Raw genomic sequence first — 16,839 nt, forward strand, 5'->3', positions numbered from 1 at the left:
TCCAGGCCGTCGCCGCGTGTGACTTGGTGCGTGCATAACGTAGCCCCTTGGGCTGACATCAGGACCGGGGTTCAGAAAAACGCACGGCGTGCGCGGAAGGTTCCACGCCGTGCGCGGTTCGGCGCACGACGAGGTCGCGACCCGGTCGCGCGTGGTGGTGAACAGGGGCGCGTGTTCGCGCCGCGCGCCTGCTCCGGGCGCTGACGCGCCGGGCGGGCCGGTCGCTCACCGCAGCGACGCGCTCACCCTCTGAGCCCACAAAACAGGACCAATCATCACGTACCGCCCTACCGTGGCAGCGTGACCGAGCCACCTGAAGCCGCAGGCGCAGCCGCGCAGCCCGCCGCCGGAGTCCGCAACGGGGCCGTGGACGGGGGCGGCGGTCCGCCGGACACCGGACGCACCGGCCTCGCCGGGGGCTCCCGCCGGGCCGGAGGGTTCGTGCCCCGGTCCGTCACCGCGCGGGCGACCGCCGCGGGCGTGATCGTCTCCCTGCTCCTCGTCGTGGCCATCGTGCTCGGCAGCCGGCTGCTGGAGCACTTCGACTCCGCGCTGCTGCCGTACGCCGTGGCCACCGTGTTCCTCGCCTTCGGCGTCGCGTACCGGTACACCGTCTGGGTCTCCGCACCGGGCGCCCAGCGGCTGTTCAAGAAGGGCTGGGGGAGCCTCTTCTCCGCCGACAACTTCCGCCGGGCGCCCACCGCGCTGCCGAAGATGATCGCCACCTACCTCGGCTTCCAGAAGTTCCTCGGCGCCCGCTCGCACGCCCGCTGGGCCGCCCACCAGCTGATCTTCTGGGGCTGCGTCCTCGCCGCGCTGATCACCTTCCCGCTGACCTGGGGCTGGTTCACCTTCACCTCGGGCACCGGCTCGGGGCCCGGCTACGAGATGCGCATCTGGGGCTTCAAGATCATCGGGTTCGACTCCCTGGACTTCCTGGGCTGGCTGATGTTCCACGGCCTGGACATCGCCGCCGTCCTCGTCATCCCCGGCGCCTCCTACTTCCTGTGGCGGCGGATGAAGGACCGGGGGGCCGTCACGGGCCAGCGGTTCGCCTACGACCTGGTGCCGCTGATCGCACTCATCGTCATCTCGGTCACCGGGCTGCTCCTCACCTTCTCCTCGATCTTCCTGCACGGCGGCGGCTACGAGTTCCTGGCGATCCTGCACATGGTCTCGGTGGTTTTCACCCTCATCTACATCCCGTTCGGGAAGTTCTTCCACATCGTCCAGCGCCCCGCCGCCGTCGGCATGCAGCTGTTCAAGTACACCGGCCGGCAGGACGACGAGGTCTTCGCCTGCCGCCGCTGCGAGGAACCCATCGACACCACCCCGTACGTCGACAACCTCCGGGGCACCATGCGCGACCTCAGCCTCGACTTCGACGAGTGGGCCGAATACTGCCCGCGCTGCAAGCGGGTGCTGCGAGGCAGCGCCTATCTCTCCCAGGTGAAGAAGGGCTTCAAGTGACCGCGGACTCCCGCACGCCAGAACCGCACGCGGTCGTTCCCCTCGACCCCTCCCTCGCACCGCCGGGCACCCGCGCCTTCCGCGACGCCGGCGGCATTCCCGCCGACCGCTGGCACGCCGACCAGAACGGCGAGACGCTCGTCCCCACCCACTGCTGCTTCTGCGGCGTCCAGTGCGGCATGTATCTGCGCGTCGACCGGGGCGGCAAGGTCTTCGGCGTCGAACCCCGCAACCACGACATCAACCGGATGCGGCTGTGCCCCAAGGGCGTCAACGCCTACCAGCAGGTCAACCACCCCGACCGGCTCACCGCCCCGCTCATGCGCCGCTCCCGCGACGAGCCCCTGCGCGAGGTCTCCTGGGACGAGGCGCTCGACTTCACCGTCGCCGAGATCAGGCGCATCCAGCAGACCTACGGCAACGACGCCTTCGGGCTGCTCGGCGGAGCGAGCCTGTTCTCCGAGAAGACGTACCTGGTCGGCAAGTTCGCCCGGGTCGCCCTCAAGACCCGGCACGTCGACTACAACGGCCGGCTCTGCATGGTCAGCGCGGCCGGCGCCAACAAACTCGCCTTCAACATCGACCGGGCCGGCAACCCCTTCTCCGACATCCTCCTCACCGACTGTCTGCTCATCGCCGGCTCCAACGTCGGCGAGTGCTTCCCCGTGATGACCCAGTACGTGTGGGGCGCGCGGGACCGGGGCGCCACCCTCATCGTCATCGACCCCCGCGAGACCGCCGTCGCCCGGACCGCCGACATCCACGTCGCCCTCAAACCCGGCACCGACTCGGCGTTCTTCAACTCCGTGCTGAACGTCGTCGTCGAGGAGGGCCTCACCGACGAGGCCTACCTCGCCGCCCACGCCACCGGCTGGGAGGAGGTCAGGGCCAAGGCCGCCGAGTATCCGCCGTCCCGCGCCGCCGAGATCTGCGGCATCCCCGCCGAACAGATCGTCCAGGTGGCCCGCGTCTTCGGCCGCGCCCCCAAGGCCATGGCCTGGCACGCCCGCGGCATCGAGCACCACTCGCAGGGCGTCGAGAACTGCCTCACCGTGATCAACCTCTGCACCGCCACCGGCAACATCGGCAAGCCCGGCGCCGGCTACGGCACCATCACCGGCCAGGGCAACGGGCAGGGCGGCCGCGAGCACGGCCAGAAGTCCGACCTCCTTCCCGGCGGCCGCTCCATCAACAACGCGGAGCACCGCCGGCAGATCTGCGAGATCTGGGGCATCGAGGAGTCCGAACTCCCGCCCGCCGGGACCTCGATGATGGAAATGGTCTGGCAGATGCAGCGCCGCGAGATCCGCGGCCTGATCGGCATCTGCAACAACCCCTTCGTCTCCCTGCCGAACTACCGGGTCGTCAAGGAGGGCTACGACGCCACCGAGTTCCACGCCCAATTCGACTTCTTCCTCTCCGAGACCGCCGCCAACGCACACGTCGTCTTCCCCGTCACCAGCTGGGCCGAGGACGACGGCGTCATGGCCAACGCCGAAGCCCGCGTGGTCAAGCACAACAAGGCCCAGGAACCGCCGCCCGGCGTCCGCACCGACACCTGGGTCATGTGCGAACTCGCCCGCCGCCTCGGCGCCGGCGACAAATTCGCCTTCACCAGCTCGCGCGAGGTCTTCGACGAACTGCGGATCGCCTCCGCCGGCACCGTCAACGACTACTACGGCATCACCTACGAACGGCTGGAAGAGACCGGCGGCATCGCCTGGCCCTGCCCCTCCACCGACCACCCCGGCACCCCCCGCCTCTTCGAGGACGGCAAGACCTACCACCCGGACGGCAAGATCCACCTCCAGGTCGTGGAGTGGCACCCGCCGATGGACCCGTACGACGACGAGCACCCCATGACGCTCACCACCGGCCGCACCGTCGCCCACTTCCTCTCCGGCAACCAGACCCGCCGCCTGGGCGCCCTCGTCGAACAGACCCCCCGCCCCTGGGCCGAGGTCCACCCCTCGCACGGCTTCCGCAACGGCGAACCGGTCCGCGTCGTCACCCGGCGCGGCAGCGAGGTCTTCCCCGCCCTGGTCACCGAGGCGATCCGCCCCGACACCGTCTTCATCCCCTACCACTGGCCGGTCCCCACCGCCGCCAACGCGCTCACCATCGACGCCCTCGACCCCCGCTCCAAGATCCCCGAGTACAAGGTGTGCGCCTGCCGCATCGAGCACGCCGAGCGGATCGACGAGGTGCCCGCGCCCCCGGTGGCCCCCGGCCACGTCGCCTACCCGGAGACCCAGGTCTCCCGCACCGACCCGCTGCCGCCCACCTCCTCGCAGGGCCGCGGCACCTCGGAGAGGAGCTGATGCCCGCATGATGGGCCGCACGATCTTCATCGACCCGGGGCGCTGCATCGGCTGCCAGGCCTGCGTCTCCGCCTGCCGCGAGTGCGACTCGCACCGGGGCAAGTCCATGATCCACCTCGACTACACCGACGAGGGCCAGTCCGTCGCCTCCCTCCCCACGGTCTGCATGCACTGCGAGGACCCCGTCGCCCCCTGCGCCGAGGTGTGCCCCGCCGACGCGATCCTGGTGACCGCCGACGGCGTCGTCCAGCAGGCCGACACCACCCGCTGCATCGGCTGCGCCAACTGCGTCAACGCCTGCCCCTTCGGCGTCCCGAAGATCGACCTCCAGGCCAAGCTGCAGCTCAAGTGCAACCTCTGCTACGACCGCACCGCCTACGGCCTCGCCCCGATGTGCGCCACCGTCTGCCCGACCGGCGCCCTCTTCTACGGGACCGCCGAGGAACTCCAGGCCGAACGCCCCGGCGTCCAGGTCGCCGACTCCTTCGTGTTCGGCGAGAGCGAGGTCCGCACCGGCGTCGCGATGGTCGTGCCCGCCGACCGGGTCCAGTGGCCGGTCCCCGGCGGCCTGCCCGTCGTCGAGATCAACGGGAAGGACGTGCGACGGTGACCGAGACCGACTACCCGCCGCCCGGCGACCCGAAGCAGCCCGCACCCCGCGACCCGGCCGGCACACCACCCGGACCGCCCGGCCGGCCGGCCTCCGGCGACCCGCGCGAGGCCCTGCACGACCGGATCGCCGCCGACTCCCTCACCACCCGCCGCGACTACCTCCGCATCGTCGCCACCGTCTCCGGCGGGCTCGCGGTCGGCGGCCTGGGCGTCGCCGCCGGCATCCTGCCCCGCCACGGCGACCCGGACGACGCCAAGGCCCCGGCCCCCAAGAAGATCGCCTCCCAACTCCTTCCCGGCGAGTCCATCGCCTTCGACTACCCGGACGAGGAGGACCGCGCGGTCGCCGTCCGGCTCAACGACGGCACGCTCGTCGGCTACTCCGCGATCTGCACCCACCTCGCCTGCGCCGTCCTCTGGCGCAAGGACCGGGGCACCGAGGGCGAGCTGTACTGCCCCTGCCACGAGGGCGTCTTCGATGCCCGCAGCGGTGCGGTGACGGCCGGTCCGCCGCCTCGCGGGCTGCCCAAGGTGGTGCTCACCGAGCAGGAGGACGGCAGCGTCTGGGCGGTCGGCACCACCCGCTCCGGCGAGAGCCTCGAACACGGGCTGTGCCGCCAGTTCGGCGAGGAGCGCCCGGACCTGGCGTCGCGGCTCGGCTGCCCCGGCGTCCGCGACGGCGCCGAGGGGCCCGCAGCCCCCGGAGCCGCCCGCACGGTGGCCCCCGGACCGGTCGCCCCCGGCCTGTCCCGCACCCGCACCAGCCGTACCGGAGCCGGAGCGTCCGACACCGACACCACGGGGAGCCCGACATGAGCGACGAAGACCCCCGCCCCGGCACCCCGCAGCGCCCCGCCGCCCCGCAGCCCGCCGCGCGCTACCCCGAGTACCACCCCGGCAGTGCGCGGGCCGAGCTGAACCGGCCCGTCCACGAGCGCTATCCGCAGATCCGGCCCACCAGCGGCTACGGCGACCCCCGCGTCCGGCACACCGGGCCCGGACCGGGCGCCGGCACCGACCAGGAGCCCGAGCGGTCCTCCAAACTCACCGCACGCCTCGTGCTGGCCATGAGCGTCGTCATCGGGCAGCTGTGGGGGCTGACGGTCATCGTGGACGAGTGGATGGAGGGCAACACCGGCACCGCGTGGTGGGGGGCCGGCTTCCTCTGCCTCTCGTTCCTCGTCGTCCTCGGGCTCTGGCTGCTCGACCCCAAGGACCGCTGACCGCCCGCCGGGGCCGGCCGGTCGTACCCTGGGGGCATGAGTAGCGCCCCCCGACCCGCCCCCGAACCGCATGACGCGCAGTCCGCCGAGCCCGCCCGGCCCCGGCCCCGTCCGGCGCTGGTCTTCGACGATCCGCTGGACCAGCGGGCCTCGGACGACACCGACCAGGCGTGGGGCGACCGGCCCCCGTCCAGCGGCAGCGCGGCCGATCTGGCGCGCTTCCTGGACGAGAAGCCGCCGCACCACATCTGACGCGGCCCCCGCCGGGACCGTGCTAGCCCCGGTCCTGGACCGGGCTCCCGCCGCCGCCCCCGCGCTGGGCCACCAGAGCGTCCCGGATCTCCTTGAGGACCTCCAGCTCGCTCACCTCCAGCGTCTCCTGGACGCCCTCCTTCGCCGCCTGCATCGCGGCCCGCCGCGCGAGGTACTTCGCCATCGGCAGGACCATCAGGAAGTAGACGACGGCAGCGGTGATCAGGAACGTCAGCGTCGCGCTGAGCACCGAGCCCCACAGGATCTGGATGCCCTCCGTCACCTCGCCCGTGGCCGGGTCCGTCTTGCACGGGCCCTTCAGACAGGAGCTGTAACTGTCCAGGTCCTTGGTGCCGAACGCACCGACGAGCGGGTTGATGACCCCCTTCACGAACGCGTTCACGATGTTCGTGAACGCCGCGCCGATGACGACGGCGATCGCCAGATCGATCACGTTGCCACGCATCAGGAAGGCCTTGAAGCCCTCCAGCACACTGACCTTCTTCGTCTCGCTCACGGGTGCGCTTTCCTCCGTAAATGCCACAAGGGGTGTGAACTCCCCGGCAACTTACGGCAGTAAGGCAGCCGAACACCCCATTCAGGAGGGTTGCCCGGTGACGGCATAGTTCGTCAGTACGAATCAGCACAGGATCACCGCCAGTCCGCCGGAGATCCCCGCACCGGCCAATTCGGCGGCCGCAGCCCTCGGCACCGCCAGCACGACCAGCGCCCCGTCCCCCGGCGAACCCGCGCCGAACGCACCCGCGCCCGTCGCGCTCCCGTCCCCCGCGTCCCCCGCCCCCGGCACCCGCTCCACCCGGGCGCCCCTGGCCAGCACGCGGGCCTCCGCCGCGCCGGGGCCGTCCGAGGCCACCACGTCCACCCGGTCGCCCGGCCGCAGCAGCCGCACGGTCTCCGCGTCGGCGATCCGTACCGGCGCCGACACCAGGCGTACCGGGGGCGAGGCCCGCTCCCGTACCGCCGCCCGCGCCGTACCGCCACCGGGCTCCGCGCCCCCGCCCCCGGCGAACCCGGAGACGGCCAGCGCGGCCGCCGTCAGCGCCAGACCCGCCGCCATCGACCGGCGCCGACGCCACATCGCCCGCCGCAGCCGCTGCCCGGCACCCCCGCGCACCCGCAGCGGCGGGAACGCCGGCACCCCGTACGGCGCGGGAGCGGGCAGCGGACCCGGTGACCCATCCGTGCGGGAGGCCGGGGAAGCGTCAGGGGAAAGGCAGGAGGAACCGGACGAGCGCATCGCGAACACCGCCTGTGTACAGAAGCCGATGGGTCGGCCGGCCGCCGCGAACCCCCAGGTCACGGCCGCCGGACAGCCACCACGATGCACCGATCGCCCGAATCCCGCCGGGCCCTGTGGACCGTCCACCGCATGTGGAAAACCCCGTCACCCGCAGGGGCGAGCCGGGCCCCGCCCCAGGGCACGAGCGCCCCCCCGGCACGAGCCCCTACGGCAGAGCGATCCCCGTGTCCATCCCGTCCAGCGCGTGCCCGCACGGGCACCCCCGGTCCTCCGTCGCCGGCAGCCCCGCCACCGCGTCGAAGAGGACCGAGCGCAGCCGGTCCACATTGGCCGCGAACACCTTCAGCACCTCCTCGTGGGAGACGCCCTCGCCCGCCTCGGCACCCGCGTCCAGGTCGGTGACCAGGGTCATCGTGGTGTAGCAGAGGCCCAGTTCACGGGCGAGCACCGCCTCCGGGTGCCCGGTCATGCCGACCACGGACCAGCCCATCGCCGCGTGCCAGCGCGATTCGGCGCGGGTCGAGAAGCGCGGCCCCTCCACGACCACCAGCGTGCCGCCGTCCACGGCCTCCCAGTCGCGCCCCCGCGCGGCGGCCAGCGCGACCTTGCGGCCCTCGGGGCAGTACGGGTCGGCGAAGCCCAGGTGCACCACGTTCGGCAGGACCCCGTCGACCGGGGTCTCCCCGTCGTAATAGGTCTGCGTCCTGGCCTTGGTGCGGTCCACCAACTGGTCCGGTACGAGCAGGGTGCCCGGACCGTACTCCGGGCGCAGGCCGCCCACCGCGCACGGCGCGAGCACCTGGCGTACGCCGACCGAGCGCAGCGCCCACAGGTTGGCGCGGTAGTTGATGCGGTGCGGGGGCACGTGGTGGCCCCGGCCGTGCCGGGGGAGGAAGGCGACCCGGCGGCCGCCGGTCTCACCGAGGAAGACGGAGTCGCTGGGGTCTCCGTACGGGGTTTCCACGCGGACCTCGGTGACGTCCTCCAGGAAGGAGTAGAGCCCCGAGCCGCCGATCACGCCGATCTCTGCGTTCGCCATGACCGTCACACTAAGTGGTCGGCTCCGTAAGTCCTTCGGGGGTTGACTTCGGATCCGGCGTTGTGCCTGGTAGTGGGTCAGATGTCGACTGCAGCGATGTGGAGCTCGCAGGCGCAGTCGAGCGCCTCCGCGGGGGTGCCGGTGGGGCTGCCGGTGGGCAGCAGGGAGTCTTCGTAGCGGTCGCCACTGGCGTAGTAGGGGGCGAAGCCCCACCTCTTGCTGACGGTGCCGGTGTAGCGCAGTCGCATCAGCTTGACCCGTTCGCCGTCGGCCAGTTCGGCCTCCACGTAGGCGAACGCTCCGCGGTGTCGGACATGCAACTGCGCAATCTGGGGCCAGACGGCGCGGGCCTGCTCGCCGAGGCGGGCTTCCAGCGAGAGGCGGGTGTGTTCCGAGGGCGTGGGCATGGCGCCCATCCTGCCCGAGGGGCCACGGACCGGATACGGCAAGCTTCGGCCTGTTGTGATCCACTTCTCCGGATTGGCCCGCCTGCATTGCCTGTTGCCGTCGCCCGCACGATCACCCTGCGCGCCGCCGAGCGCGAGCGACTGAAGCTGATGGCCTACGGCCACAAGACCGAGTACCGGCTGCGGATGCGCGCGCAGGTGGTGCTGCACGCGGCGCGCGGACGCGCCAACGCGCGCATCGCCCGGGAGACGGGTCTGCATCTGGACACGGTCCGCCGCTGGCGCGGCCGGTTCGCCGAGCACGGGCTCGCCGGGCTGGGCGACCTCGACCGGTCGGGCAGGCCCCCCTCGTTCACCGCGCTCCAGGCCGCCCAGGTCAAGGCTCTGGCCTGCCGGCTGCCCGCCGAGACAGGGGTGCCGCTGGCGCGTTGGTCGTGCCCGGAGCTTGCCCGCGAAGTCGTCGCCCGGTCCATCGCCAGCTCGATCTCCGCCTCCACTGTCCGTCGCTGGCTGGGCGACGACGCGATCAAACCGTGGCAGTACCAATCCTGGATCTTCGTCACCGACCCGGACTTCCGCCCGAAGGCCGAGCGTGTACTGGACCTGTATGCCCGTACCTGGCGGGGCGTCCCGCTCGGCGACGACGAGTACGTCATCAGCGCGGACGAGAAGACCTCCATCCAGGCCCGCTGCCGCTGTCATCCGACCCTGCCGCCCGGCCGGGCCCGCGCGATGCGCGTGAACCACACCTACCGGCGCGGCGGCGCCCTGGCCTACCTGGCCGCCTACGACGTCCACTCCGCGAAAGTGTCCGGCCGCTGCGAGCCGACCACCGGCATCACCCCGTTCATGAACCTGGTCACCCAGGTCATGACCCGCGAGCCCTACGCCAGCGCGAAACGCGTGTTCTGGATCGTCGACAACGGCTCCTCCCACCGCGGCAAGAAGGCCGCCGACCGACTGTCGGACGCGTTCCCGAACGCGGTCCTGGTCCACACCCCGGTGCACGCCTCCTGGCTGAACCAAGTGGAAATCTACTTCTCCGTCGTCCAGCGCAAGGTCGTCTCGCCCAACGACTTCACCGACCTCACCCAGGTCACAGACCGGCTCCGAGAATTCGAAGACCGCTACAACGCCACGGCACAGCCGTTCCAGTGGAAGTTCACCACCTCCGACCTGGACGATCTGCTGGCCAGACTCGACCAGCACCCCGCCGGCCGACACGAAGAATCCTCCGCCGCCCCGGCACCATGATCAACCCCCGAAGGACTTACGGAGCCGACCACTAAGCGTCGCCCGCCGCGCCCCGGAAGGCGGGCACGGGGACGCGAAACCCCGCCGAGGCGCTCGGCGGGGTCTGCGGGAAATCGTGGGACGGCCGGGTGAGCCGGAGGCTCAGGCGGCCGACGAACCGCTCGTCGAGGAAGAGGACGAGGACGACGACGCGGACGCCGGAGCGGCCGAGGACTTCGTGTCCGACGTCGAGGAGCCGGAGGACGAGGACGATCCGGAACCGGAGGTCTTCGCGGCGGAGGAGGCGGGCGTGCTGCTCGATGAGGAGCCGCGGCTGTCGTTCCGGTAGAAGCCGGAACCCTTGAAGACGATGCCGACCGCCGAGAACACCTTCTTCAGGCGTCCTTCGCAGTTCGGGCACACCGTGAGGGCGTCATCGGTGAACTTCTGCACCGCTTCGAGGCCCTCGCCACACTCGGTGCACTGGTACTGGTAGGTCGGCACTTTGTTCCTCCTGGCACTCCGACTCGATGAGTGCTAACGATTGTCCATCGTAGCCCCTGGGGGCTGTCATTTGCAGTAATGTCTGTCACCTGCCGCAGGGCAGCGGTCAGGGCTTGGCCGTCGTGAGGGGACCCAAACCCCGGACGAGAAGCCGCCACCCTGTGGCGGAGGAGTCACAGTGACGTATTCCGCGGAGGAATAATCAATCGTCATTCTCTGACCGCGACGCAGTCGCGGTGAACCGTGCCACGTGCGGCTGTGAAGGTCGCGCGGGCCGGTGTCAGCCTGGAACGCAGCGTCACCAGGGTGACGAGCGCCAGCACCGTACCCACCAGCGGCACCAGGAAACCGGCGCTCGAACCGTGGGCGTCGGCGAGCTGTCCGGCCACCGTGACCGCCGCCGCCTGGCCCAGCGCGACCGCGCCCGTCAGCCAGGTGAACGCCTCGGTGCGCGCCGAGCCCGGCACCAGCGCCTCGACCAGCGTGTAGCCGCTGATCAGGGCCGGGGCGATGCAGAGGCCGACCAGCAGCCCCAGCGCGGCGAGCAGCGGCGCCGAGTGCGTCGCCCACAGACCGGACGCGGTCAGCGCCAGGGCGGCGTAACCGGTGATCAGCCGGCGGCGGGGGCCGGACTTCCAGGCGATGGCCCCGCAGGCGATCCCGGCCAGCATGTTGCCGGCGGCGAAGATCCCGTACAGCACGCCGTTCGCGCCCGGGTTGCCGATCTCCTCGGAGAACGCGGTCAGCGAGACCTGCATGCCGCCGAAGACCGAGCCGATGCCGAGGAAGGCCACCGCCAGTACCCGTACGCCGGGCACGGACAGCGCGGAGGTGTGCCGTTCGGCGCCGGGCAGGGCGCGGTCGCGGACGGGCGGCTGGGTGGCGCGGCGCGCGGCGAAGAGCAGCCCGCCCAGCAGGGTGAGCGCGGCCTCCGCGATCAGCCCGGCCGCCGGGTGCACGCCGGTGCACAGCGCGGTGGCGAGCACGGGCCCGATGACGAAGGTGAACTCGTCCGTCACCGACTCGAACGCGGCGGCCGTGGCCAGCAGCGGCGACGCCTCGCGGCCGGGCGCCGCGCCCAGCAGGGCCGCCCAGCGGGCCCGCACCATGGGGCCGACCTGCGGGACGGAGGCGCCGGTGGGGACGGCCGCGGCGAACAGCGCCCACAGGGGCGCGTCCGCGAGGGCGAGCACCACCAGGAGCGAGACGGCCGCGGCGTGCACGAGGACGCCGGGCAGCAGGACGGCCCGCTGGCCGAACCGGTCGGCGAGCTTGCCGGTCTGCGGGGCGAACAGGGCCATGGAGACCCCGGTGACGGCCGCGACGGCGCCCGCGCTGCCGTACGAGCCGGTGGTGTGCTGCACCAGCAGCACGATGCCGATCGTGAGCATCGCGAAGGGTTGCCGTGCGGCGAAGCCGGGAAGGAGGAAGGTCCACGCACCGGGGGTGCGCAGCAACTGCCCGTATCCGGGGCGGTCGGAGACCGTGGACGCCACGGTCCTTGCCTTTCTGCCGCCTGGTGGCCGTGCTCCCCGTGGTCTCCGGCGCCTGCGTACGGGCCGGGCGGGGGCTGCCGAGAGCTGTCCTCTTCGCGCGGAACTGCGGTAGATGCCGGGCGCTCGCTGCCGGTGCGCGCTGCGCGGCCGGTACGGAGGACGCCACGACCGCCATACGGTCGCGCCAGCTCTGCGTCAGGCAGAGTTGGTCGATCAATCGGTGGTTCTGGGTTTCCTTCATGCTACAGGGAGGAAGGGCGGCGCTCCTGTGATGGTGGGCGCACCGCCCTCCATCGCCTGCGAACAGGGTGCGGGCTCAGTGATGGGCCTTCGCGTCGCGTTGCCGCGGCTCCTGTTTCGCGGTTCCGTTCTTGGCGGCTTCCTGTTTCGCCGCCACGCGCCGGGCGGTCTCGCGTTTCTTCGTCTCGTCCGCTTTGCCGAGCTTCTTCACCGTCTTGAGCGCCCCGCCGAGCTGTGGCCCGGTGGGCTCCTGGCCCGCTGGTTGCCCGCCGGGTGTCCCGAGCCAGCCGGCCAGCTTGCCGCCCTCGGCGACCGCGCGCAGCCGGGCCTCGGCGGCGTCGCGCACCGGGTCGGTGGTCACGACGAGCAGTTCGTCGCCGCGCCGAAGCACCGTGGAGGGCGAGGGCACGAAGCTCTCGTTGTCGCGCACCACGAGGGTGACGGCGGCGCCCGCCGGCATGCGCAGTTCCCCGATCTCGACGCCGTGCATCTTCGACTCGGCCGGGATGGCGACGGACAGCAGATGTCCGCGCAGCCGTTCCAGGGGTGCCGATTCGATGCCCAGGTCGGACGCCTCGGACGGACTGTCGCCGAGGTGCAGCGCCTTGGCGAGCCAGGGCAGCGTCGGGCCCTGGATGAGGGTGTAGACGACGACCAGGACGAACACGATGTTGAAGACCCGCGTCGAACCCTCGATCCCGGACACCATGGGAATGGTCGCCAGGATGATGGGTACGGCGCCGCGCAGACCGGCCCATGACATGAGGGCCTTCTCCTGCCAGGGCAGCCGGAACGGCAGCAGCGAGATGAAGACCTCCAGTGGCCGGGCCACCATGGTCAGCACCAGGCCCACGACGACGGCGGGCCAGAAGTCGTCCAGCAGGTCGTGCGGGGTGACCAGCAGGCCGAGCAGGACGAACATGCCGATCTGGGCGAGCCAGCCGAGCCCGTCCGCGAAGCCGCGGGTGGCCGGCCAGTGCGGCAGCTTGGCGTTGCCGAGGATCATCGCCGCGAGGTAGACGGCGAGGAATCCGCTGCCGTGCAGCATGGCGCCCGCCGCGTACGCGGACACCGCGATGGCCATGACGGCGATCGGGTACAGACCGGACGCGGGCAGGGCGACATGGCGCAGCCCGTAGGAGCCGAGCCAGCCCACGGCGATGCCGATGACCGCGCCGATGGCCAGCTCCAGGGCTATCTCGCCGACCAGTACGTACCAGCTGTCCACCTCGCCGACCGTCGAGAAGGCGACGACGAGGATGACCACGGGGGCGTCGTTGAAGCCGGATTCGGCCTCCAGGACGCCGGTGATGCGGGAGGGCAGCGGGACTTTGCGCAGCACGGAGAAGACGGCGGCGGCGTCCGTCGAGGAGACGACCGCGCCGATGATGAGCGCCTGGCGCCATTCCAGACCGACCAGGTAGTGGGCTCCGGCCGCGGTCACGCCCACGCTCACGCCGACGCCGACGAGCGACAGCATCACGGCTGCGGGCAGCGCCGGTCTGATCTCTTTCCACTTCGTGCCGAGGCCGCCCTCGGCGAGGATCACGACGAGGGCCGCGTACCCGATGACCTGCGTGAGTTCCGCGTTGTCGAACTTGACGTCGAAGAAGCCGTCCTGGCCCAGGGCGATGCCGATGCCCAGGTACAGGAGCAGGCTGGGGAGCCCGCTGCGGGACGAGACGCGTACCGCCACCACGGCGACGAGCAGAACGAGCGAGCAGACGAGCAGGAGTTCGTTGAGCGTGTGGACAGTCAGTGGCCGGTCCTTTCCTGCGTACGCCTGCCGGATCGTCTTCCGGCGGCCAGTACTTCGTTACCTTACCTAATCTTTAACGTTTTCTTGATGCGTTCGAGTATTCGTACGATCGCTACGCAATCCGAGTCATCCTGATACCGCGTCCGAGTGGCGTGCGCGCTGCGCCTATGGTTGCTCCTGCACTCCCAGGACCGCCCTGCCCTCGAAGGACAGCGATGCCCGCCACAACAACCGCCACTTCCGGAGCCACCGGTACCGCCGGTGGCGGGCCGCGCAAGAAGAGGAAGGGGCGACGCGCCCGCCTCCTCGTGATCGTCCTGGTGTTGGCGCTCATCGCGGGCATCGGTTACGGAGCGTACTGGTCCGTTTCCACCGTGCGTGCCTCGTACCCGCAGACCAGCGGGACCATCCGCATCGACGGGCTCGACGGCAACGTCGAGGTCAAGCGCGACGGCTACGGCATCCCGCAGATCTACGCGGACTCCGACGCCGACCTGTTCCGCGCCCAGGGCTTCGTCCAGGCGCAGGACCGCTTCTGGGAGATGGACGTCCGCCGCCACCTGACGGCCGGCCGGCTCTCCGAGATGTTCGGCTCCGGCCAGGTCGAGACGGACTCCTTCCTGCGCACGCTCGGCTGGCGCAAGGTCGCGCAGGAGGAGTACGACACGGTCCTGTCCGAGGAGACCAAGAAGAACCTCCAGGCGTACGCGGACGGCGTCAACGCCTACCTCAAGGGGCGCGACGGCAAGGACATCTCCGTCGAGTACGCCGCGCTCGGCTTCACCAACGACTACAAGCCCTCGGAGTGGACCCCGGTCGACTCGGTCGCGTGGCTGAAGGCGATGGCCTGGGACCTGCGCGGCAACATGCAGGACGAGATCGACCGCTCGCTGATGACCAGCCGGCTCGACGCCGACCAGATCAAGCAGCTCTACCCCGATTACCCGTACGACAAGCACGAGCCGATCGTCACCGAGGGCGCGGTCTCCTCGCTCACCGGCAAGTTCGACCCGAAGGCGACCGACACCGGCACCGTCGATCCGAACACCGTGGCGGGCGCGACCCAGGGCCTCAGCACCCAGCTCGGCGCGCTCTCCGACACCCTCGACGAGATCCCCGCGCTGCTCGGCCCGAACGGCAACGGCATCGGCTCCAACTCCTGGGTGGTCGCCGGCAAGTACACGACCACGGGCAAGCCGCTGCTGGCCAACGACCCGCACCTGGCGCCGATGCTGCCGTCCCTCTGGTACCAGATGGGCCTTCACTGCCGGCAGGTCTCCGAAACCTGCAAGTACGACACCGCCGGCTACACCTTCTCCGGCATGCCCGGTGTGATCATCGGCCACAACCAGGACATCGCCTGGGGCTTCACCAACCTCGGCGCCGACGTCACCGACCTGTTCCTGGAGAAGGTCACCACCGACGGCTACCTGTACGACGGCAGGACGAAGCCCTTCACCGTCCGCGAGGAGACCATCAAGGTCGCCGGCGGCAAGGACCGGCACATCACCGTCCGCGAGACCAACAACGGCCCGCTGGTCTCCGACCGCAGCGGCGAGCTGGAGAAGGTCGGCCAGAAGGCGCCCGTCACCAACTCCGCCCCGGACCGCGCGGACGGTTACGCCGTCGCGCTGAAGTGGACCGCGCTGGAGCCCGGCCACTCCATGGACGCCGTCTTCGAGCTGAACCGCGCCAAGGACTTCACGAGCTTCCGCCAGGCCGCCCGGCACTTCGAGGTTCCCTCGCAGAACCTGATCTACGCCGACACCAAGGGCAACATCGGCTACCAGGCCCCCGGCAAGATCCCGGTCCGCGAGAAGGGCGACGGCACCACGCCCAGCCCCGGCTGGTCGTCGGAGTACGGCTGGAAGAAGGACCCGATCCCGTTCGACGAGCTGCCCTACGAGTACAACCCGGAGCGCGGCTACATCGTCACCGCCAACCAGGCCGTGATCGACGAGGACGAGTACCCGTACCTGCTGACGAAGGACTGGGGCTACGGCAGCCGCAGCCAGCGGATCAACGACCTCATCCAGTCGAAGCTCAAGGGCGGCGGCAAGATCTCGACCGAAGACATGCAGAAGATGCAGATGGACAACACCAGCGAGATCGCCGCGCTGCTGGTGCCCGAACTGCTCAAGATCAACATCGCCGACAAGGACGTCCGCGAGGCGCAGAAGCTGTTGGAGGGCTGGGACTACACCCAGGAGGCCGACTCGGCCGCCGCCGCCTACTTCAACGGCGTCTGGCGCAACATCCTCAAGCTGGCCTTCGGCGACAAGCTGCCCAAGGAGCTGCGCGTCGAGGGCGAGTGCCTGAACGTTCGTCCCCCCAAGAGCTCCGGCCCGGTGGACGAGCAGGAGCGCCTGGTGCGCGAGTGCGGCCGGCGCTCCCCGGACTCCGCCCAGCCGGACGGCGGCGACCGCTGGTACCAGGTCGTCGCGAACCTCATGGACAAGCCGGACAGCGAGTGGTGGAAGTCGCCCAGGAGCCGCAAGGACAAGGCGACCGAGACCCGTGACGAGCTGTTCGCCCGCGCCATGGAGGACGCCCGCTGGGAGCTGACCGCCAAGCTCGGCAAGGACATCACCACCTGGAACTGGGGCCGGCTGCACCGGCTGACCCTCAAGAACCAGACGCTGGGCACCGAGGGCCCCGGAATCATCCAGCGGCTCCTCAACCGCGGCCCCTGGGAGCTCGGCGGCGGCGAGGCCGCGGTCAACGCCACCGGCTGGAACGCGGCCGGCGGTTACGAGGTCGTCTGGGTGCCGTCGATGCGGATGGTCGTCAACGTGGGGGACTGGGACAAGTCCCGCTGGATCAACCTCACCGGCGCCTCCGGGCACGCGTTCAGCGCGCACTACACCGACCAGACCGACAAGTGGGTCAACGGTGAACTGCTGCCCTGGGCCTACGGCACGAACGCCGTGGCCGGGACGACGACGGACACGCTGACTCTCAAGCCGTAGCGGGCTGCCCCTCAAGCCGTAGCCGGTTCGCCGTCAGGCCGTAGCAGGCGCCC

15 protein-coding genes are annotated in these 16,839 nt (G+C 70.9%); 8 read left to right on the forward strand and 7 right to left on the reverse strand.

Annotation, left to right across the window (positions count from 1 at the left end; all coding sequences use genetic code 11):
• The first annotated feature begins 300 nt into the window (after positions 1-300).
• Genes DNK56_RS03730 through DNK56_RS03755 form a run of 6 tightly spaced genes read left to right on the forward strand, consistent with a single transcriptional unit; the run spans position 301 to position 5,878 of the window.
• On the forward strand, positions 301-1,470 hold the full coding sequence (locus tag DNK56_RS03730; RefSeq protein ID WP_111330400.1) for an MFS transporter: 1,170 nt from the start codon (positions 301-303) through the stop codon (positions 1,468-1,470).
• Positions 1,467-3,791 (forward strand): molybdopterin oxidoreductase family protein, encoded by a 2,325-nt coding sequence (locus DNK56_RS03735; protein WP_111330402.1) that lies wholly within the window; start codon positions 1,467-1,469, stop codon positions 3,789-3,791. Before DNK56_RS03730 ends, DNK56_RS03735 begins: the two co-directional genes overlap by 4 nt.
• Before the next feature lie 7 nt (positions 3,792-3,798).
• A complete protein-coding gene (locus DNK56_RS03740) occupies positions 3,799-4,401 on the forward strand; it encodes a 4Fe-4S dicluster domain-containing protein (protein ID WP_111330404.1) in 603 nt (200 codons plus the stop codon).
• On the forward strand, positions 4,398-5,219 hold the full coding sequence (locus tag DNK56_RS03745; RefSeq protein ID WP_111330406.1) for a QcrA and Rieske domain-containing protein: 822 nt from the start codon (positions 4,398-4,400) through the stop codon (positions 5,217-5,219). The genes DNK56_RS03740 and DNK56_RS03745 overlap by 4 nt, the downstream gene beginning before the upstream one ends.
• Positions 5,216-5,626: a hypothetical protein gene (locus DNK56_RS03750; RefSeq protein WP_111330408.1), complete on the forward strand. Its 411-nt coding sequence runs from the start codon at positions 5,216-5,218 to the stop codon at positions 5,624-5,626. Before DNK56_RS03745 ends, DNK56_RS03750 begins: the two co-directional genes overlap by 4 nt.
• A gap of 36 nt (positions 5,627-5,662) precedes the next feature.
• Positions 5,663-5,878, forward strand: a complete 216-nt coding sequence (locus DNK56_RS03755; protein WP_111330410.1) for a hypothetical protein — start codon at positions 5,663-5,665, stop codon at positions 5,876-5,878.
• Positions 5,879-5,900: 22 nt separating this feature from the next.
• On the opposite strand, the gene DNK56_RS03760 is transcribed toward DNK56_RS03755, so the two are convergent.
• The 4 genes from DNK56_RS03760 to DNK56_RS03775 all read right to left on the reverse strand — a co-directional run bounded on the left by DNK56_RS03760 (position 5,901) and on the right by DNK56_RS03775 (position 8,585).
• On the reverse strand, positions 5,901-6,395 hold the full coding sequence (locus DNK56_RS03760) for a large conductance mechanosensitive channel protein MscL (RefSeq protein WP_111330412.1): 495 nt from the start codon (positions 6,393-6,395) through the stop codon (positions 5,901-5,903).
• Positions 6,396-6,518: 123 nt separating this feature from the next.
• Positions 6,519-7,013, reverse strand: a complete 495-nt coding sequence (locus DNK56_RS03765; RefSeq protein ID WP_446750452.1) for a hypothetical protein — start codon at positions 7,011-7,013, stop codon at positions 6,519-6,521.
• A 331-nt stretch (positions 7,014-7,344) separates the two neighbouring features.
• Positions 7,345-8,178, reverse strand: coding sequence for an S-methyl-5'-thioadenosine phosphorylase (locus tag DNK56_RS03770; RefSeq protein ID WP_111335426.1), 834 nt, complete (start codon positions 8,176-8,178; stop codon positions 7,345-7,347).
• 77 nt (positions 8,179-8,255) lie between these two features.
• Positions 8,256-8,585, reverse strand: a complete 330-nt coding sequence (locus DNK56_RS03775; RefSeq protein ID WP_111330414.1) for a hypothetical protein — start codon at positions 8,583-8,585, stop codon at positions 8,256-8,258.
• Positions 8,586-8,672: 87 nt separating this feature from the next.
• Here DNK56_RS03775 and DNK56_RS03780 point away from each other — a divergent pair, with 87 nt between their 5' ends.
• Positions 8,673-9,839, forward strand: coding sequence for an IS630 family transposase (locus tag DNK56_RS03780; RefSeq protein ID WP_241989748.1), 1,167 nt, complete (start codon positions 8,673-8,675; stop codon positions 9,837-9,839).
• A 141-nt stretch (positions 9,840-9,980) separates the two neighbouring features.
• Here DNK56_RS03780 and DNK56_RS03785 read toward each other — a convergent pair whose 3' ends face one another.
• The 3 genes from DNK56_RS03785 to DNK56_RS03795 form a co-directional block, all read right to left on the reverse strand.
• Positions 9,981-10,322, reverse strand: coding sequence for an FmdB family zinc ribbon protein (locus DNK56_RS03785; RefSeq protein WP_111330416.1), 342 nt, complete (start codon positions 10,320-10,322; stop codon positions 9,981-9,983).
• Between the two features lie 209 nt (positions 10,323-10,531).
• Positions 10,532-11,818 carry an MFS transporter gene (locus tag DNK56_RS03790; RefSeq protein ID WP_111330418.1) on the reverse strand — a complete coding sequence of 429 codons (1,287 nt, stop codon included), beginning with the start codon at positions 11,816-11,818 and terminating at the stop codon, positions 10,532-10,534.
• A gap of 316 nt (positions 11,819-12,134) precedes the next feature.
• Positions 12,135-13,757 (reverse strand): potassium/proton antiporter, encoded by a 1,623-nt coding sequence (locus DNK56_RS03795; protein WP_241989749.1) that lies wholly within the window; start codon positions 13,755-13,757, stop codon positions 12,135-12,137.
• A 275-nt stretch (positions 13,758-14,032) separates the two neighbouring features.
• Here DNK56_RS03795 and DNK56_RS03800 point away from each other — a divergent pair, with 275 nt between their 5' ends.
• The gene (locus DNK56_RS03800) at positions 14,033-16,786 is read left to right on the forward strand and encodes a penicillin acylase family protein (RefSeq protein ID WP_111330422.1); all 2,754 of its coding nucleotides are present in this window, start codon (positions 14,033-14,035) and stop codon (positions 16,784-16,786) included.
• Positions 16,787-16,839: the final 53 nt, after the last annotated feature.

The organism is Streptomyces sp. AC1-42W, from assembly GCF_003248355.1.
Classification (GTDB): domain Bacteria; phylum Actinomycetota; class Actinomycetes; order Streptomycetales; family Streptomycetaceae; genus Streptomyces.